Origin of the sequence: Streptacidiphilus monticola (assembly GCF_042658505.1) — a bacterium.
GTDB classification, from domain to species: domain Bacteria; phylum Actinomycetota; class Actinomycetes; order Streptomycetales; family Streptomycetaceae; genus Streptacidiphilus; species Streptacidiphilus monticola.
This window is the reverse complement of record NZ_JBHSQJ010000074.1, coordinates 32,166-50,274: the sequence shown is the minus strand read 5'-3', so window position 1 is coordinate 50,274 and position 18,109 is coordinate 32,166. Positions and strand designations below refer to the sequence as shown.

Below are 18,109 nucleotides of genomic sequence, written 5' to 3'. Positions count from 1 at the left end.
GCCGGTGGAGTTCGACGTGATCGTGGTGGCGGCGCTGGCCGTGCCGGGCAGGAGCAGGACGGCCGCGAGGGCGAGGACGAGGAAGCGTGCCTTGTTGACGAGTCGCCAGAGGCGCCGTCTGCGGCTCATGGGGTGGGTGAGGTTCACGAGCGTGATTCCTCCTGTGAGGGGTGGGACGGCCACGCAGCGCGCGCGGCCGTGGAACTGACCATCCGTCAAGTCCAGGCGGCAGCAGCCCTGTTGTGGTGGGGGTGGGCTGGGCGACCGCTGGGGCTCGATCGACCGCGCCAGTGTTGTTCCGGGCGCGACAAGCTGTCAATACTTTCGACAAGAGATGCGAAAGAAAATGTGATCGACAGCTGCCGCGAGGCCAGAAAAGCCGCAGTTCACAGGTGGGGTAGCCGGAGCGAGCGGGCTCTTGGCGTCGCCGGAGCCCAAAACAGTCTTCCACTGCTCTCGAAAGTTTCGATTTGAGCTTATGCGAAGGCCCCGACCTTGCGGCGGATGCCGCCCGGCCGGGGCCTCGGGGTCGTTTCCTACCAGCGGCTGTGCACTTGTGCGCGGAACCGCCGGTCGTAAAGGTCGCGCACGGCGGAGAGCACGTCTTCGCCGAGCGGGGGCAGGGCCGCCGCGCGGGCGTTGGCGCGGGCCTGGTCGACCGAGCGCGCGCCGGGGATGACCGTCGTCACACCGGGCTGCTGGACGACCCAGCGCAGCGCGGTCTGCGCGGGGGTGGCGCCCTGCGGGGCCAGCGCGGCGAACTCGGCGGCGGCCTCGACGCCGGTGTCGTAGTCCACTCCGGAGAACGTCTCGCCCTGGTCGAACGCCTCGCCGTGGCGGTTGTAGCTGCGGTGGTCGTCGGCGGCGAACACCGTGTCGTGGCGGTAGCGCCCGGACAGCAGGCCGGAGGCCAGCGGCACGCGGGCGATGATCCCGACACCGGCGGCCGACGCGGCGGGCAGCACCTCGTCCAGGGGCTTGCGGCGGAAGGCGTTGAAGATGATCTGCACGCTCGCCGTGCCCGGACGGGCGATGGCGGTCAGCGCCTGGGCGCAGGTCTCCACGCTGACGCCGTAGGCGGCGATCGCGCCCGAGTCCACGAGCGCGTCCAGCGCGTCGAACACGGCGTCGGACTCGATCACCGCGCTCGGCGGGCAGTGCAGCTGCACCAGATCGAGCCGGTCCACGCCCAGGTTGGCGCGGGAACGGTCGGTCCAGGCACGGAAGTTGGCGGGCGTGTAGTGCTCGGGGAGCTGTTCGACGCGGCGGCCCATCTTGGTGGCCACCAGTACGCCGGCATCCGGGTTGGCCTTCAGCCACTGCCCGATGAGGCGCTCGCTGCGGCCGTCGCCGTAGACGTCGGCGGTGTCGAAGAAGGTGACGCCCTCCTCAGCGGAGGCGTCGAGCACCGCCAGGGCGTCCTTCTCGTCGACCGCGCCCCAGTCGGCGCCGAGTTGCCAGGTGCCCAGGCCGACGACGGAGACCTCGCGGCCGAGCCTGCCCATGAGTCGCTTGTCCATGCCCGCATTCTCGCAGGCCGGCCGGGTGGCCCGGTCGCGACGGGCCGGGCGGGCGAGCGCTGCCGCCGCACCGGCCCGACCGGCCCGCGACCAGCCCCTGCTGGGTCGCCCGACCGGCCCGGGACCAGCTCCTGCTGGGGTCGCCCGGCCGGCCTGGGACCAGCTCCTGTCGGGGTGGCCCGCGCGTGCCGGACCGGTCGCCGCTGTGCGCCGACGTGGGGGGCGGCCAGGCGGCGGACGGCGAGGGCTCGGACCGTGCCTCCACCCCGGCATACCGCTCAGGCTGTGGAGCGGGTATGACTGGATGCATGTTGCACGAACCCCGCCGCCTCGCCCCCGCCGACCAGGGAACGGTCCGCTCCTCCTCGGGCTGACCGCGGCCGCAGCCCGACTGCGGTGATCCGCCCTGCCCCGACTCCCGTTCCTGCCTGAGGAGGTCCTCCATGACGGGTGCGCGCGGACCGCGTACCTCGACGGCATTGCTGGAGGCTGCCGTCGTCGCCTGCTTCGACCCCGCGACCGCGCTGAGCCGCACCGAGATCGCGGACCGGACCGGGCTGTCCCGGACGGTGGTCACCTCACTCGTCAACGCCCTGGTCGAACGGGGGACGCTCGCCGTGGTCCCGGGCGCGCGGGTGTCCAGCCCGGGACGCCCCGCCTACTCCTACCGGCTGAGCGCCGCGCTGGCTCCCGTCGCGCTGGTCCGTCTCTTGGCGGAGGGGACGAGGCTCACGGTGTCCGCGGGCACCGGCATCCTCGCCGAGCACCGGACCCGCGCCCTCCCCGGGGACGCCGGCTGGGAGCGGGAGATCCGTCGGCTCCTGGCCGAAGCCCGAGGCGGCGACGAGACCCCGGTCCGGCGCGTCATCGTCTGCGCTCCGTATCCCGTCGCGCCCGAGGCGGCGGGGGACCGGGGCGGCCAGGAGTACCCGGAGGACCTCGCCCATGCCCTGCTGAGCCGCGCCTTCCCCGGCGAGGTCCGGCTGGTCAACGACGCCCATCTCGCCGCCCTGGGCGAGGCCGTGCACGGGGCCGCCGCAGGGACGCGGGCCAGCATCCATCTGAGCGTCCGTCACGGCGTCGGGGCCGGACTGGTCATCGACGGCCGGCTGTTCACCGGCGTCGACGGAACGGCGGGCGAGCTGGCTCACGTCCAGGTGGTTCCGGACGGGGCGCGGTGCGTGTGCGGCAGCCGGGGCTGCCTGGCCACGCGGCTCGCCCACAAGGAGGCGGACCTGGCGCTGGCCGCCCGGTACGGGCGCCCGCTGACCCCTGCCGAGGCGGACGCGCTGGTCCTGGCAGGGGACGCCCAAGCGGTGGAGTACTACCGGGAGTTGGGGGAGCTGGTGGCCGAGGCGCTGGCGGGCACGGTCACGGTGCTCACGCCGGACGCCCTGGTGGTCGACGCCCAACTCGGACCGGCGCACGTACCCTTCGCGGCGACGCTGACGGCAGGGCTGTCACGCCACTGCCCGCCCGGGCAGATCCAGAGCCTGAGGCTGCTGCGCGGGCGTCTCGCGGACGCGCAGGCCTGGGGAGCCGCCGCCTACGCACCCGCACCCGGCTGAACGGCGCCCCGGGTCGCGGGGGATGACGCCGTGTCAGCGGCGGGCCAGGGCGGCGGCCATCGTCGCGGCTCCGACGAGTTCGGCGTCCACGCCGAGCTGGGCGGGGAGCACGCGCAGCGAGGCCGCGATCGCCGGTTGCGCGTTGCGGTGCACGGTGGCCTTCACGCCGTCGAGCAACGGCCCGTCGCAGGAGCCGAGTTCGCCGCCGATGATCAGCGCGGCGGGGTTGAGCAGGTTGCACAGCACGGCCAGGACCTCGCCGAGCAGGCGGCCGGCGTCGTCCAGGATGCGCTGGGTGATCGGGTCGCCGCCGCGGTCGAAGCGGAGCGTGCCGGGGGCCGCCTGCGGATGGGTGTGGGCGAACTGGCCGCCGATGGAGGCCACCGACACCACGGCTTCCAGGCAGCCGCGGTTGCCGCAGCGGCACAGGTCGGTGTGGCCGGGCAGAGGGGTGTGCCCGATCTCCCCGGCGAAGCCGAGGGAGCCGCGGTAGGGCTCGCCGCGCAGCACCAGACCCGCTCCGATGCCGTGGGACGCCTTGACGTAGAGGAAGTCCCGGAAGCCCTGGCCCGCACCGCGCCGCAGCTCTCCGAAGGCGCCCAGGACGGCGTCGTTCTCGACGTGGACCGCGGTGTCCAGGCGGCGGCGCAGTTCCTCGCGCGGGTCGAGGCCCACCCAGCTCGACAGGATGGTGGGCGAGCGCACGAGACCGGACGTGGCGTCCAGCGGGCCGGGGATCCCGGCGACGACGGCACCCAGCGGTCCGAGCGCCGCTTCCCGGCCCAGTTCGTCGAGCATGCGCGTGCCCAGGTCGAGGGCGCGCTCGGCCTGGAGGTCGACGTCCAGGTCGGCCTGCCGCTGGGCGATGATCTCGCCCTCCGGGTCGATGACGGCGGCCTTGATGTGGGCGTGGCCGAAGTCCAGCGCGCCGGCGGGCACGCCGTGCGGGACGATCCGCAGGGTGCCCGCCGGGCGGCCGCTACCGCTGCCCGGCCCCTTCGTGCCGGGGTCCTCCTCGATCACCCGGCCCGCCGAAATGAGCTGGGAGACGGCGTGGTTGACGGTACTCCGGGAGAAGCCGGTGACCTCGATCAGCTGGGCGCGGGTCATCGAGGTGTTGGTCTCGATGAGGCGGAACACCTCCTCCCGCGTCCGGTTGCGGGGAGAGGAGCGATCGGCGGCCACGTCCATGGTGCAGAGCATAGGGCCGCGTCGTTGGTTCGGCCGGTCATTGGCCGAATAATAAGGCGGGAATTAACCCAAAACCCGGGAGTCGACTTCGTTTTAGGTTATTGACCGTCCGAAAGGCTGGTTCATAGCCTCCTGGCTACTCGGCCCGCCCACTCCACCGGGCCGTGGACAGAGAGGACTGCTGTCTGTGAACCACCCCACCCTCGCCCGCCGCCTCAAGCCCGCCACCGTCGCCGGCGCCGCCTCCGTGGTCGCCGCCGCCCTGATGTTCGGCGGCATCGCCCCCGCCCGTGCGGCCACCACCGACCCCCACCCCAACGCCCTGGAGACCGCCAACTCCGCCCTGTCCCGGCAGGCGGCCGAACAGGGCATGGTGCTGTTGGAGAACCACGACCGCGCCCTCCCGATCGCCCGCTCCGGCAACCTGGCCCTGTTCGGCGTCGGCGCCTACCAGACCGTCAAGGGCGGCACCGGCTCCGGCTCGGTCAACAACCGCTCCAACGTCAACGCCCGCCAGGGCCTGGAGAACGCCGGCTACCAGGTCACCACGAGCAGCGCCTACTGGTCCGCCATGACCAGCGCCTACGACACCAAGTACGGCTCCACCGCGAACAGCCTCTTCGGGCCGGCCATCGACTACTCCTCCGTCGAGCAGCCACTCACGCCCGACAGCGTGAAGCCGACCGCGCCGACCGACACCGCCGTCTATGTCATCGCCCGCAACTCCGGTGAGGGAGCCGACCGTTCCTCCGGCAAGGGCGATTACCTGCTCGGCGACACCGAGCGGGCCAACCTCGCACTGCTGGGCCGCAGCTACCGGCACGTCGTCGTGGTCATCAACTCCGGCGGCATCATCGACACCACCTTCTACAAGCAGATCAACGCCGCCGAGAAGGACCCGGCCGGCGGCCTCGCGCTCGACGCGATGCTGCTGATGAGCCAGGCCGGCCAGGAGAGCGGCAACGCCCTGGTGGACGTCCTCAACGGCACCACCGACCCGTCCGGCAAGCTCACCGACACCTGGGCGGCCGCCTACGCCGACTACCCCGCGTCCGCCACCTTCGGCAACAACGACGGCAACACCGCCACCGAGCCCTACAGCGAAGGCATCTACGTCGGCTACCGCTACTTCGATTCGTTCTACCGCAGCATCAACCCCGCCGCCCCTGCCTCCGTCGTCAACTACCCGTTCGGCTACGGCGGTTCCTACACCACGTTCCGGATCCGGCCGCAGCACGTCAGCGCGGACGCCCGGCACGTGACCGTGACCGCCACCGTCACCAACACCGGCCGCCGCTACAGCGGCAAGGAGGTCGTCCAGGTCTACGTCTCCGCGCCGCAGACCGGACTCGACAAGCCGTACCAGCAGCTCGCCGGCTACGCGAAGACCGACGACCTGGCCCCCGGCGCCTCCCAGAAGGTGACCATCACCTTCGACACGTCCTCGCTCGCCTCCTACGACCAGGCCCGCGCCGCCTGGACGCTGGACCCCGGCGACTACGTGGTCCGCGTCGGCGACTCCTCGCGCAACACCCACGTCGCCGCCAAGCTCCGCCTCGGCGGCGAGGTCACCATCGAGCAGGACCACAACGAGCTCGACGGCCAGGCCACGGGCAGCGAACTGACCAGCGACCCGGCCGACTTCTACAGCTACCCGGGCGAGCGCCGGGAGATCGCGCAGGCGCCCACGCTGTACCTGAACCCGCGCTCCTTCCGCACCGCGCAGAAGGCCTCCCCGTACGAGCAGGGCACCACGGTCGACTCCTCCTCGCCCTACTACGCCATCGACGGGTCGAAGATCTCCTCGACCACCGTCTACCTGGACCCGAAGCAGCGGGACTGGGAGGGCACCGGCGCGCCCTACCAGCCCCGGACGGGGGAGACGGTCCAGCCGGTGACGACGGACCCGCACGCCACGCTCTTCGACGTGGCCAAGGGCAAGCTGTCCGTCCAGCAGTTCGTCGCGGGGCTGACGGTGGGTCAACTCGCCGCCATCGTCGAGGGGTCCGGCAAGGGCGGCACCACGCCCTCAGCGATCGGCGCGGCCGGCTACACCACCGGCAGCCTGGAGAACCTCGGCATCCCCGCGCTCACCCTCTCGGACGGTCCGGCCGGCCTGCGGCTGACCCAGCAGATCGCCGGCACGCCGCCGACCTACCAGTACGCGACCGCCTGGCCGATCGGCACCCTGCTCGCGCAGACCTGGGACCGCGGCCTGGTCCAGAAGGTGGGGACCGCGATCGGCGAGGAGATGAACGAGTTCGGCGTGTCCACCTGGCTCGCCCCGGGCATGAACATCCACCGCGACCCGCTCAACGGCCGCAACTTCGAGTACTACTCGGAGGACCCGCTCGTCGCCGGCCTCACCGCCGCGGCCACCACCGAGGGCGTGCAGAGCAACCCCGGCGTCGGCGTCACCGTCAAGCACTTCGCCGCCAACAACCAGGAGGCCAACCGCAACGCCGACAACGCCGTCGTCAGTGAGCGGGCGCTGCGCGAGATCGAGCTCAAGGGCTTCGAGATCGCCGTCAAGGCCGCCCAGCCGATGGCCGTGATGAGCTCCTACAACAAGATCAACGGAACCTACAGCTCGGCCAACTACGACCTGCTCACCGACGTGCTGCGCGGGGAGTGGGGCTTCCAGGGCACCGTGATGACCGACTGGGGCGGCAGCCACAACCCCGTCGCCACCATGTACGCCGGCAACGACCTGATCGAGCCGGGCGGCAACCCCTCCGAGATCATCGACTCGATCAGGAAGGTGGCGCCCACCGTCGACATCGACGGCCTGCCCGCCTACAACAAGAACACCGTCACCTTCGGCACCTTCAGCTTCACGAACTGGAACGTCCAGCTCGGCAGCCTCAGCCTCGCGGCCGGCGGCGCCACCCGCATCTCCACCACGGTCGACGCCACCACGGACCTGTCCAGGACCCCGCTGTCCGGTACGACGACCACCGACGCCATCAACAACCAGACGTTCACGCCGAACCCGAAGTTCACCTCGGTCGACGACGCCTACCGGGCGGTCCAGTCGTTCCTGTCCGGCACGGCGCTGACCGCCGCCCAGAAGGCCGCGATCAGCGTCACGGACGTCCAGCACGCCACCCCCGGCGACGCCTCCAGCCCGGTCACCGCCTACACGGTCACGCTGACGGGCGACTACCCGCCCCAGGGCTACCCGATGCGGCTCGGTGACCTCCAGCGCAGCGCCATCCGCATCCTCACCACGGCCACCCGGACCGCCTCCTTCCAGCAGCTCGCCCAGCAGCAGCACGTCCCGGGCATCACGGTCGGGTCCTACACGGCCCGGTTCCACGACCTCGACCCCGTGGTCACCTCCACCAACGGACGGATCACGGGAGCGGGGCGCCACTGACACACCGTCAATCCCCGGGCGGCCGACCTGATCCCGGCCGCCCAGCACGGGCCCGGACGCGTACAGGAGACGTGTCCGGGCCCTTCGTCGTCCCGGACCGGGTCACCCGTCCACCGCGGCTGCGCGAGCCCGTCGCCACGCGCGGACCAGGGGCCGCGCCCCTGGCGTCCCGAAGTGCCCTTCGCCGTGCCGCAGTTGACAGCATCGAGGACCCGGCCGTTGTTCGGGTCGGTCAGCCGGCAGGCGGTGCCGACGACGGGGGAGGGGGTGCCTGGCGCCTGGGTGTGGGTGGGTGGGGAACGGCCCGAAAGGCGGTGACGGAGTTTCTTGTTAGCGTTAACATTCCTGGCTCTGGTGAAGTTGTCTCTTCCTGGGGAACAGGGGACTCGCGGCGGTGGCCCAACTATGGGAGTGCCGCAGGCGCGTGTCAATAAGCGCGGCAATGTCTCCTGCTGAGGCAAAGGTCAGCGGCCTCCGGCGGATCGCGCCGCGAGGATTCGGTGCGCATGTGGTTGACGGGAAGCGTGTGAGCGCTCACTATCTGTACCCGTCCGCCGCCGTAGCTCCCTGGGGACCGGCCATTCCCCGGCAGGCGGTCCCACAATTCATCATGTTAGCGCTCACAACACCTTCCGGTCGGCCTGCTCCCGACCGGGCGACGCAGGCACGACCCAAGGAGCCGCGCATTCACCTGCCCATATCACCGCAGCGCTTACGGACTTGTCGCAGCCGACCTTCGGGACGAATGGAAAGGCGCACGCAGCAATGAAGACGCACCACGGGAGCCGCGCAATTGCTTCGGCCACCCCGCTCGCGGCCGCAGTGGCCGCCATGTCACTCACCCTGACCGCCTGCACCGCCGGAGCCGCCGGCACGGAAACGGCCGGGAGTTCGGACGCCACCCCGATCCACGGCGACATCTCGTTCAACGACGCTGCGCTCACGAAGCTGGATTCGGCCATCAAGGCGGCGCTGAAAGGAAAGAAGCTCGACGGGCTCAACCTGGCGATGGTCGTCAACGTCCCGCAGGGCTACTGGCTCGGCGGGAACGCCGGATTCTCCCGGGGCCTCTCCGAACTCGGCGTCAAAGGCGTGTTCCAGACCCCGGACAACGGCCGACTGGACGAGCAGCTCGCCATCATCCGCACCCTCCGGTCGCAGCAGGTCTCCGCCTTCTCGATCTCGGCCATCGACCCGGCCGCGCTCAAGGCGCCCCTCCAGTCGGCGACCGCGGCCGGCATCCCGGTCCTGGCGATCGACTCGCCGCTGCCGGCCGCCGACGGCGCCGCGCTCTATCTGGGCACCCCCAACTACCAGGCAGGTCAGAAGGCGGGCGAGGCGATGAGGGCCGCGCTCGGCGGGAAGGGCCGAGTCGCGGTCCTGGTCGGCTCGTTGACGGCGTCCAATGCGCTGGAGCGCATCCAGGGTTTCGAGGACGCGCTCAAAGGAACCGACATCAAGGTCGTGCAGAAGATCGCCGACCAGATGAGTCCCACGAACGCCACGAACGACGCCCAGCAGATTCTCTCGGACCACCCCGATATCACCGGCCTGTACTGCGTGTATTCGTACGACGGCCCCGCCGCCGCTTCCGCGGTATGGGAATCCGGAAAGACGGGCAAGGTGAAGGTCGTCTCCGACGACGCGGACCCGCAGACCCTCGGATTCATCCACCAGGGCGTCATTCAGGCCACGGTCGTCCAGTCGCCCTATCAGCAGGGCTACACCGGGGCATTCCTTTTGGCGGCGCTTCGCGTGCTGGGCCGGAAAGCGACGATGGACCTCGTGAAGCCGTACCTGGGATCGGACGGGACACTCAGCTCCGGAGTCGGCGTCGTCACACAGGAGAATCTGGCCGCGTTCACGGCGAGTCAGAACAAGCTCGGAATCTCGGAGTGACGCGCCGGGGATCGCGCCCGGCGCTCGGCGCCTGATGACCGGCCATCTGGTGCTCGGCGCCTGATGCCTTGCGGCGTCCGGGCGGCTGGCTTCCGCCCGGACGCCCGCCGTCCCACGGACCACCGGACCGTCAGACGAGCCGCTCCAGGTACCCGTTCTGCACCAGCCACAGCACGTTCAAGCGGGCCGGGCTGCCGGGGACGAGCGCGGAGTCGAGTTGGTACTGCCAGCCCAGACCGGGCTGGTCGAACCACGGAGCGATGGGCCCGGCGTCCACGCTGAACGGCCTGAGCACGCGGTAGTCGTGGTAGTTGCACCCGGCCGCGGGCTGCCCGTCGAGGCTCTGCGGCGGAATGGCCCGGAGCGCGTAGGGGAGGCCCTCCGGTGCGAGGAAGGAGCCGTACTCGCTGCCGAAGCGGTCGATGTCCTGCCCCGGTCGGAGCTGTTGGCGCACCTCGATGGGGCTGCCGTTCGGGGCGAGGAGGTAGCCGTTCTGCGGCGGGTAGCGCCAGCCGCCCGCGCCGCCGTTCGCGGCAGGGTCCCAGAACTCGGCGAGGAAGGCGGCCGCGGAGGTTCCGCCGGTGCGCTGGTACCCGACCAGTTCGCGGCCGACGGGGCCCGTCGTCGGCAGCTGCTCCGGACCCAGCCGCGCGTCGCCCGCTTCGTAGGCCGCGGAGCAGGCGTCGCTCGGCAGTGACTCGTCGGCGCGCGCCGCCTGGGCGCCCGTGAACAGCGTGGCGGTGAGGAGGAGGGCGAGGCCGGCGCCGAGTGAGGCGAGTTTCTGAGAGACCGTCATGACCGCGATGCAAGCGGCCAGTTCATGCCCACGTCAAGCGGCGTCGGAAGGTGTTCACCCGAACGTGTGCGGCAGGGAGCTGTGTGTCGGCCCGCCCGGACGGGAGGTGGTCCGGGCGGGCCTGGGGCCCTGGTCCTCTCCGGACTTGCGGGCGCGGTCAGGTCGCGTAGACGGAGAAGCCCGAGGCCTGGCCGGCGGGCCAGCCGGTGTTGGCGGTGAACAGGAGGCGGAGGTAGCGGGCGGTCGCGCCGGAAGGGTAGGAGAGGGTGGCCGTGTTCCCGGTCGCCGGGTCGAAGAGGTATCCGGTGGCGCCGACCACGGTGCTGAAATTGGCGCCGTCGGTCGAGCCCTGGACCGCGATGGTCTGCGTCCTCGCTCCCCAGGCGGGGTTGGGCGGCAGGGTGAGGACGATCCGACGGGTGGTCAGCACGCTGCCCAGGTCCACCTGGAGCCACTGCGGAAAGGCGTTGTTGGCGCTCTCCCAGTAGCTGGCGGCGTCACCGTCCACCGCGTTGGCCGCGGCGTAGACCTGGGTGTGGCTGCTCTCGGCCACCGGCCGGTGCAGGGCCAGGTCGGGGTTGCCGCCACCCCCGCCCCCTCCACCGCCGACGACCGGTGGGGTGGGCCGCGTCGCCGTGACCGCCAGTTGGCCCTTGAGCATGCGGCCGCCGTCGGCGGTGAGGCGCAGGTAGTAGTCGGAGGAGCAGGCGGTGCCGTCCTCGTCCAGGGCCAGCAGGCCGGAGCCGACCGGCACCTGACCCTGGTTCTCGGCGGTACCGGCGATCTGGTTGCCCTCGCCGAATTCGTCGAACATGGAGATGTAGACGCTCTGCACGCCTGCCCTGGCCATGTTGTAGAACTGCCGCCACATGAAGTCGCCGTGGGCTCGCTGACGTGCCGACAGATCGCCCGGCAGGACGCAGGGTTGGTAGTCGATGCCATGGGCCTGGCAGTCCGCGAGGTCGGGCAGGGTGGCGTTGGTGTAGAAGTTGTCCGCGTCGGCGGCCGTGCCGATGCGGCCGACCATCCACGGGGAGAGCATGTCGAAGGAGTGGTAGACGTCCAGGTATCCCGGCCGGGAGTCGCCGGTCCCCGGCCGCCACCAGGTGGGGACGCCGCCCGTGACGTAACAGCCCTGGGACTTGAACCAGTTGACGACGTCGGCGCAGACGGCGGGCGACCAGGGGTGGTTGTCGTCGTTGAAGCCGAAGCCCCAGATGCCGACGACCGGCCTGCCGCTCTGCCTGGCGTACGCGGAGGAGGCGGTGTGCGCGGACATCCTGTCGGTCCAGTCGGCCTTGATCTCCGACTGCATCGACGTCCAGCCGCTGACGTCGTACATGATGTAGAACTTGCGCCCGTGCGTCTCGGCCGAGGAGCGGACCCGCGCGGTGATCGCATCCCGGGTGGGGCCTTCGCTGCCGTTGGGGTCGAACCGCTGGAGTGCGGCGGTGTCGCAGCCGTTCTGCTGCATCCAGAGGAAGTGGGTGTCGATGGTCTGCTGGTCGTAGGAGGAGAAGAGGGTCGCCGGACTGCCGTTACCGAGGTTGGCGTAGCTGGTCTGGTAGGTGCGGGCGAAGGCGCGCGAGTCGGGCCAGGCCTTGATGACGTTGTTGCTCGGGGACGGCGCCTGTCCCCAGTTCTGGCTCCAGTGCCACCAGGCGTTGATCGGCGCGCCGTCGCCCGGGCAGGCGAACCAGCCCTGGTAGCCGACGGTCACCTTGCCGACGACGTCGCCGGGCGTCCCGGCGGCGCGGGCAGCGGTGGCGGTGAGCGTGCTGAGCCCGCCACCGAGGGCGACCCCGGCGGCACCGGCGGAGAGCGTGGACAGGAACGTGCGACGGGAAACAGGCATCGAACCATCCCGGAGGTCGTCGGCGAGGCGGGTGGGTACCTGCCGGTCGTCCGGGAGCGTAGGTGACGGTGACATTTCAAGGCAAGAGTCCGAGCTGTTTGCGCAGAAATTGAGCTGCTTGCTGCAAAAGATGTTGGAGGTCCAGGGGTCCTGGCTGCGGTCAGTACCCTGACGCGGTGACGATCGACACTCTCCGGGGGGCCGCAAGCGGGCCGGCCCACTGCTCGCTCCGTCCGCTACCGGATCAGATCGCGGGACTCCTCGCCGAGTTGGGCGCGTCGCCGCGACTGGTGGCCCATCCGCGGGCCGTCCACGACGTCGCGCACCAGCTGGTGGAGTGGGTCCAGGAGCGCTACCCCGCGCTGGCGGTCGACGACGAAGCCGCGCTGTTCGGGGCTGCGACGCACGATGTCGGCAAGGCGGTGCACGTGGCCGAGCTGTCGGGGCCCGGTTCCGCGCACGAGGAGGCCGGCCGTGCCCTGCTGCTCGGGGGCGGCGTCAGCCCGGAGCTGGCACGGTTCGCCGCGACGCACGGATCGTGGGCGCGGTCCGATGCCGCGGTGGAGGACCTCCTGGTGAGCCTCGCCGACAAGATCTGGAAGAACAAGCGCGTGCCAGAGCTGGAAGATCTCGTCGTGGCCAGGCTGGCCGCCGCCAGTGGACGCCCGCGGTGGGAGGAGTTCGTCGCACTGGACGACGTGCTCTCTCGGCTGGGGGACGGGGCGGAGGAGCGTCTGGCGTTCCAGGGGTCGTTCCCGATCCGGGGCTGAGAGGCGCGTGGCGGCGGGGAGCTGACGGGTGGTCAGCTGCTGGAGGGAGCGGGCGGTCGGTTGTCAGTGGTGGCGTCTACTGTCGGCTCGACGAGCTCGCGCACGCAGGAGAAGAGGCACCGATGGCAGGCGAGACCACAATCACCCTTGTCGGCAACCTGGTTGACGATCCGGAGCTGAGGTTCACCCCCGGTGGGGCGGCGGTGGCGAAGTTCCGGATCGCGTCGACGCCGCGGACGTTCGACCGGGCGGCGAACGAGTGGCGGGACGGGGAGAGCCTGTTCCTGTCCTGCCAGATCTGGCGGGAGGCGGCCGAGCACGTCGCGGAGTCGTTGCAGCGGGGCATGCGTGTGATCGTCCAGGGTCGTCTGCGGCAGCGCTCCTACGAGACCAAGGAGGGCGAGAAGCGCAGCGTCTTCGAGGTCGAGGTGGACGAGATCGGCCCCAGTCTGCGGAGTGCGACCGCCCGGGTGACCAAGGCCAGTCGGCAGGCTCCGGCAGCGGCACGTGCCGCTGCGGCGGAGGGCGGGTGGGCCGGTGGGGGCGGGACCGGCGGCTCGGAGGAGCCGCCCTTCTAGGAGTCCCGCGTCGGCCCGGCGTCGTGACGGCATGCCACGTGCCCGCCGGAGGCGGGGGGACCGCCGGCGGGCACGTGGGGTATGGGGGCGCTGACCGGAATCAGTAACCGGACTTCGTGTACGCGATGTTCTCGAAGGCGCCGTAGGTGGCGTTCGCGTAGCGCACGGCCGCGATGATGTTGTCGACCGGGTTCCAGATGTCGTTGTAGCCCGGAAGGTGGTAGGTGGCGAAGGTCGGGTCGATGACCTGCATCAGGCCCTTGGACGGGGTCCCCGCGGCGGCGTTGGAGTCCCAGTTGTTGATCGCGCTGGGGTTGCCGGAGGACTCGGTCATGGCGCGCGCGGTGATCGCGGCGGCCGAGGGGACGTGGTCGCCGTGCGCGGCGAGGACGGCCTGGGCGTGGGCGATCCAGCCGCTCAGGTTGTTGGAGTAGCTGGGCTGCGCGGCGGCAGCGGCAGCAGCGGCGGCAGCCTTGGCCCTGGCGGCGGCCTGGGCCTGGGCCTTGGCCTTCGCGGCAGCGGCGGCCTGCGCCTCGGCCTTCGCCTTGGCCGCGGCGGCGGCCTGGGCCTTGGCCGCGGCGGCGGCCTGCGCCTGGGCCTTCGCCTTGGCCGCGGCGGCGGCCTGGGCCTTGGCCGCGGCGGCGGCCTGCGCCTGGGCCTTCGCCTTGGCCGCGGCGGCGGCCTGGGCCTTGGCCGCGGCGGCGGCCTGCGCCTGGGCCTTCGCCTTGGCCGCGGCGGCGGCCTGGGCCTGGGCCTTCGCCTTCGCGGCAGCGGCGGCCTGAGCCTCAGCCTTGGCCTTCGCGGCGGCAGCGGCCTTGGCCGCGTCGGCGGACTGCGTCGCCAACGGCGCCCGCTGCAGCGAGCGGTTCGCGGCGTCGGTGGTCGGGCGCGCGGTGGCCTGGGCGGTGGCCACGGCGGCGGTGTGGGGGGCGGAGTCACTGCCGGTGAGGGCGACAGCGGTTCCGGTGGCCGCGCCCGTGACCAGCAGGGCCGCACCGACACCCGCGGTCAGGCGCTTGTTCATACGCACTGCGGACAGACGCTCGGTGAAGCGCGCGTTCGTACGTACGGCGGACAGGCGCTCGGTAAGGCGAACGAGGGAGGTGTGCTTGCGGTGGCGCATGACGCTCCAATGTCGACGGAGACTGCCCGGGAACGAGGGCGCACTCGTCCCCGCGCTCGCCAAATCGGCGTCGCTGCAAGGGGGTTCGCACACCCAACGGCTCGCGGGACTCGCCCGGCCGAGCAGAGAGAGCGGTTCGGCGTCCTGCCGGCCGTGGGTGCCGGCTGCCGTGCTCCCGGCAGGCTTCTCTGGCCGCCTGCCTCGTGAACCGTCACACGGGGTTCGAAATCAAGGCAAGGAGTACCGCTGGTAACGTGCGCTATACCACACGTGAGATGACGGGCTCGCGTCTGCGACGCGAGGCTGCGCAGCGACGGGTCGACGGCGAACGGCCCGCCTCACGGCGGGGCGGGAGCGTGGTGCGTCGGGTCGGTGGTGCGGGCTCAGACGGTGCGGACCGCCCCTTCCGCCTCCAGGACGAAGAACAGGAAGCTGAGGAAGCGCCGCTTTCCGGCCAACTCCTCGGCGAAGAGTTCGTGGGCCGCGGGATCGGGATCCGGCTCGCTGATGACCTTGATCCGGAAGCCCGCCGCGGTGAACGCGTCTGTCGTCGCGTGCAGTGGCCTGTGCCACAGGCTCATCAGGGGGGTGTGCTCGCCGATGGTCCACTCCTCGGTCCACCTGGCGGTCTCGAAGTAGTCGAAGCCGTCCTGCCGTCCGTTCTCACGGTGCATCATCGTGATCGCGAACGGATGGTCGACGGAGGCGATGAGCCGCCCGCCCGGCTTGAGTACTCGGTGCAACTCGGCCAGCGCCGGTCCCCAGTCCTCCAGGTAGTGCAGCACCAGCGACGCGACGACGTCATCGAAGGTGTCGTCGGCGTACGGAAGAGGGCCACCGCCCAGCTCGGCCATCCGGAGGTCGGCGTCGGGGCCGAGCCGGCGCCGGGCCAGCTCCAGCATCCCGGTGCTCGCGTCGAAGCCGCTCACCGTGGCGCCACGGTCACGCAGCGCTGCGAACAGGGGACCGGAGCCGCATCCGGCGTCGAGGATCCGGCGGCCGGCCACGTCCCCGGCGAGGGCCAGCATCGCCGGACGCTCGTAGTAGGCGTTGAGCAGGTTGGTCTCGTTCTCCTGCGCGTACGCCTCGGCGAAGCCGGTGTAGTCGTTGACCTCGGGCTGCGGCGGCGCCACAGGCGTCCCCGCCGGCGCGGTGCGCCGGGCGTGGCTCGTGGGGGCCGGCTGTGCGTCAGAGGTCATGCTGAGCAGGACGCGGGTTGTCGGGGGTTCGGTTCCCGCGATCGGTGGTCCGTTGGCAGCGGGGCCGGAGCAGGCACACTCCGGCCCCGCGTCGGTCCCGGGCCCGCCCGGGGCCGGGCTCAGGCGTAGACGCCGAACTCGTACAGCGAGTAGCCGTAGCCGGTGCCGCGGGCGGTGAGGTTCAGGCGCACGTAGCGGCCGGTGGCGCTGACGTCGAAGTCCTCGACGCCGCCGGAGCCGGTGGTGGTGCTGTGGACGGTGGTCCAGTTCGTGCCGTCGTCGGACACCTGCAGCTGGTAGGCCTTCGCGTAGGCGGACTCCCAGCCGAGCTGGACGTGTGTGATGGAGGTGGTCCGCCCCAGGTCCACCTGGATCCACTGCGGGTCGCTCCAGTCGCTGGCCCAGCGGGTCGACCAGTCACCGTCGGTGGCGTTGCTCGCCGGGAACGGCGCGCCGTTGCCGGTGGCCTGGTAACTCGATGCGGTGGTGGGCTTGTTGAGGGCGACATCGGTGCCGTTGACGGGCGGGGGCACGGTCTTGAAGGAGCGGCTCTCCACGCCGACGTTGCCGTGTCCGTCGTAGGCGTAGACGTAGACCTTCCACGTCCCCAGGGTCCTGGGCGCGGTGACGGTGAACTGGCCGTCGCCGGTCTGGGAGAAGGAGACCTGGGAGAAGCCGGTGCCGCCGTCGACGTACTTGCTGCAGTACATCAGGTTGTAGCGGACCAGGTCGCCCTCAGGGTCGGTGGCCGGGGCGTTGAGGGTGAAGGTGCCGCCGGCCGGGACGGCGGTGGTGCTGCTGAGGGTGACGGAGTCGAAGGTGGGCGGCTTGTCGCCGGAGGCGGCGCTGCCGCCGTAGGCCTTGGCCACCGCGTAGTAGGCAAGGCGCTTCCAGCCCTCGGGGAGGAGGTTGAACCAGATGCCGCCGAAGTCGTTCTCGATGCCGTAGTTGAAGAGTGTGCCGCCGAGGGAGACGCCGGTGTGGCCGGAGATGCAGTTCCAGGCGTTGGTGTAGCCGGCTGCCGAGGCCGGGTCGCCCGGGGCGTCGGGCACCCCGTTGGCGTCGTCGGGAACCTCCCACTCGCCCCGTTCGCCGGACTCGGTGACGATGTAGGGCTTGGTGTAACTCCCGTTGATCCAATCGGACTTGACGTTGCAGACGGCGCCGTAGGAGTTGACGGCCAGCAGGTCGAGGTCCGGGGTGTACTGCTTGTAGTACGGCCAGGCGCCGGTGTACGCGTCGGTGGAGGTGACCGGGTGGTTCGGGTCCGCGGCGTGGATGGCCTGGACGACCTGCTCGACGTACTGGGCGTAGGCGACGCGCTCGGCCTCGACCTGGGCGCCCGCGTAGTGGTCCTGGGTGGTGAGGATGACCTCGTTGCCGACGTCCCACATCAGCACGGACGGGTCGTTCTTGTAGGTGTTGACCCAGTTGACGATGGAGTTGAGGGTGCTGGTCTTGTACGCGGAGTCGTTGACGTAGTCCGCGCCCTGGTTGAGCCAGAAGCCGTTGATGACCTTGAGGCCGAAGGCGGAGGCGGCGTCCAGCAGCGGCTTGGTCGTGGCGTCGGTGCCCCAGGTGCGGACGGTGTTGACGCCGAGGGCCTTGAGGTCGCGCATCCGTGCGGCGGCGCTGTCGGTGCTCGGGCCGTAGGTGACGCCCTTGACCTGGTAGGGGGATCCGTTCACCTGTAGTTGCCAACTGCCTTGGCTGCCGGTCACCTTGACGACGCTCGGGGTGGTCGGCGTGCTGGGGTCGGTCAGCGGGGCGGGCGCGGGGCCCGTAGTCTGCGAGACGGTGACGGCGCCGACGCTGAGCGCGCCGCCGGAGGAGGTGGCGGCGGAGGGGGAGGTGCAGTTGCAGACCGTGTCGGGGTAGGAGCCGCCGATGGCGAGGCCGAGTTCGAGGTAGAAGCCGTGGTCGACGGCGGCCTGCCAGGTGGCGACGCCGACCTGGGACTGGTTGACCTGCCAGACCTGGCGTCCGTCGAGGTACCAGCGGATCTGCTCGTCGGAGGTGGAGCGGTCGATGATCTCCGAGTAGGTGTGGTACCCGCTCTGGCAGCCGGTGCAGGAGGCCAGGCCGCTGGTCATGCCGTTGTACTCGTTGCAGTCGCCGGCCGGGCCGCCGCCGCTGGCGGGTGCGGTGCCGCAGTGCAGGGTCGCGGAGAGTTGGTTGCGGCCGTTGACGTCCTCGAGGATGTCCGTCTCGCCGACGGCGGGCCAGGAGCT

At 71.1% G+C, this 18,109-nt stretch carries 12 protein-coding genes; 5 read left to right on the top strand and 7 right to left on the bottom strand.

Going from position 1 to position 18,109, the window contains the following annotated elements; genetic code table 11:
• Positions 1-536: 536 nt before the first annotated feature.
• Positions 537-1,520, bottom strand: a complete 984-nt coding sequence (locus ACFP3V_RS18375; RefSeq protein ID WP_380584746.1) for an aldo/keto reductase — start codon at positions 1,518-1,520, stop codon at positions 537-539.
• 443 nt (positions 1,521-1,963) lie between these two features.
• Between ACFP3V_RS18375 and ACFP3V_RS18370 the strand changes: the two genes are divergently transcribed.
• A complete protein-coding gene (locus tag ACFP3V_RS18370) occupies positions 1,964-3,088 on the top strand; it encodes an ROK family transcriptional regulator (protein WP_380584744.1) in 1,125 nt (374 codons plus the stop codon).
• Positions 3,089-3,121: 33 nt separating this feature from the next.
• On the opposite strand, the gene ACFP3V_RS18365 is transcribed toward ACFP3V_RS18370, so the two are convergent.
• Complete coding sequence (locus tag ACFP3V_RS18365; protein ID WP_380584742.1) at positions 3,122-4,279, bottom strand: ROK family transcriptional regulator; 1,158 nt, start codon at positions 4,277-4,279, stop codon at positions 3,122-3,124.
• 187 nt (positions 4,280-4,466) lie between these two features.
• On the opposite strand from ACFP3V_RS18365, the gene ACFP3V_RS18360 reads away from it, so the two are divergent.
• Both ACFP3V_RS18360 and ACFP3V_RS18355 read left to right on the top strand, forming a co-directional pair.
• Entirely contained in the window at positions 4,467-7,658 is a 3,192-nt protein-coding gene (locus tag ACFP3V_RS18360) for a beta-glucosidase (protein ID WP_380584740.1), read from the top strand.
• A gap of 765 nt (positions 7,659-8,423) precedes the next feature.
• Positions 8,424-9,557, top strand: a complete 1,134-nt coding sequence (locus ACFP3V_RS18355) for a substrate-binding domain-containing protein (RefSeq protein ID WP_380584738.1) — start codon at positions 8,424-8,426, stop codon at positions 9,555-9,557.
• Between the two features lie 130 nt (positions 9,558-9,687).
• Here ACFP3V_RS18355 and ACFP3V_RS18350 read toward each other — a convergent pair whose 3' ends face one another.
• Positions 9,688-10,353 carry a TNT domain-containing protein gene (locus ACFP3V_RS18350; protein ID WP_380584736.1) on the bottom strand — a complete coding sequence of 222 codons (666 nt, stop codon included), beginning with the start codon at positions 10,351-10,353 and terminating at the stop codon, positions 9,688-9,690.
• A gap of 157 nt (positions 10,354-10,510) precedes the next feature.
• Complete coding sequence (locus ACFP3V_RS18345) at positions 10,511-12,208, bottom strand: glycoside hydrolase family 99 protein (RefSeq protein WP_380584734.1); 1,698 nt, start codon at positions 12,206-12,208, stop codon at positions 10,511-10,513.
• Between the two features lie 176 nt (positions 12,209-12,384).
• On the opposite strand from ACFP3V_RS18345, the gene ACFP3V_RS18340 reads away from it, so the two are divergent.
• Both ACFP3V_RS18340 and ACFP3V_RS18335 read left to right on the top strand, forming a co-directional pair.
• The gene (locus ACFP3V_RS18340; protein WP_380584732.1) at positions 12,385-12,978 is read left to right on the top strand and encodes a phosphohydrolase; all 594 of its coding nucleotides are present in this window, start codon (positions 12,385-12,387) and stop codon (positions 12,976-12,978) included.
• 122 nt (positions 12,979-13,100) lie between these two features.
• Positions 13,101-13,556, top strand: coding sequence for a single-stranded DNA-binding protein (locus ACFP3V_RS18335; protein WP_380584730.1), 456 nt, complete (start codon positions 13,101-13,103; stop codon positions 13,554-13,556).
• 100 nt (positions 13,557-13,656) lie between these two features.
• On the opposite strand, the gene ACFP3V_RS18330 is transcribed toward ACFP3V_RS18335, so the two are convergent.
• The 3 genes from ACFP3V_RS18330 to ACFP3V_RS32105 all read right to left on the bottom strand — a co-directional run bounded on the left by ACFP3V_RS18330 (position 13,657) and on the right by ACFP3V_RS32105 (position 17,767).
• Positions 13,657-14,580, bottom strand: a complete 924-nt coding sequence (locus tag ACFP3V_RS18330; protein ID WP_380584729.1) for a lytic transglycosylase domain-containing protein — start codon at positions 14,578-14,580, stop codon at positions 13,657-13,659.
• Between the two features lie 482 nt (positions 14,581-15,062).
• Complete coding sequence (locus ACFP3V_RS18325; protein ID WP_380584727.1) at positions 15,063-15,878, bottom strand: class I SAM-dependent methyltransferase; 816 nt, start codon at positions 15,876-15,878, stop codon at positions 15,063-15,065.
• Positions 15,879-15,997: 119 nt separating this feature from the next.
• Positions 15,998-17,767: a discoidin domain-containing protein gene (locus ACFP3V_RS32105; protein ID WP_465270101.1), complete on the bottom strand. Its 1,770-nt coding sequence runs from the start codon at positions 17,765-17,767 to the stop codon at positions 15,998-16,000.
• Positions 17,768-18,109 lie beyond the last annotated feature (342 nt).

Excerpts from the sequence above, each read along its gene's own strand:
- ACFP3V_RS18325 (WP_380584727.1), bottom strand. The coding sequence starts at position 15,878 with ATGACCTCTGACGCACAGCCGGCCCCCACGAGCCACGCCCGGCGCACC.
- ACFP3V_RS18335 (WP_380584730.1), top strand. The coding sequence starts at position 13,101 with ATGGCAGGCGAGACCACAATCACCCTTGTCGGCAACCTGGTTGACGAT.
- ACFP3V_RS18330 (WP_380584729.1), bottom strand. The coding sequence starts at position 14,580 with ATGAACAAGCGCCTGACCGCGGGTGTCGGTGCGGCCCTGCTGGTCACG.
- ACFP3V_RS18355 (WP_380584738.1), top strand. The coding sequence starts at position 8,424 with ATGAAGACGCACCACGGGAGCCGCGCAATTGCTTCGGCCACCCCGCTC.
- ACFP3V_RS18365 (WP_380584742.1), bottom strand. The coding sequence starts at position 4,279 with ATGGACGTGGCCGCCGATCGCTCCTCTCCCCGCAACCGGACGCGGGAG.
- ACFP3V_RS18370 (WP_380584744.1), top strand. The coding sequence starts at position 1,964 with ATGACGGGTGCGCGCGGACCGCGTACCTCGACGGCATTGCTGGAGGCT.
- ACFP3V_RS18345 (WP_380584734.1), bottom strand. The coding sequence starts at position 12,208 with ATGCCTGTTTCCCGTCGCACGTTCCTGTCCACGCTCTCCGCCGGTGCC.
- ACFP3V_RS18375 (WP_380584746.1), bottom strand. The coding sequence starts at position 1,520 with ATGGACAAGCGACTCATGGGCAGGCTCGGCCGCGAGGTCTCCGTCGTC.
- ACFP3V_RS18350 (WP_380584736.1), bottom strand. The coding sequence starts at position 10,353 with ATGACGGTCTCTCAGAAACTCGCCTCACTCGGCGCCGGCCTCGCCCTC.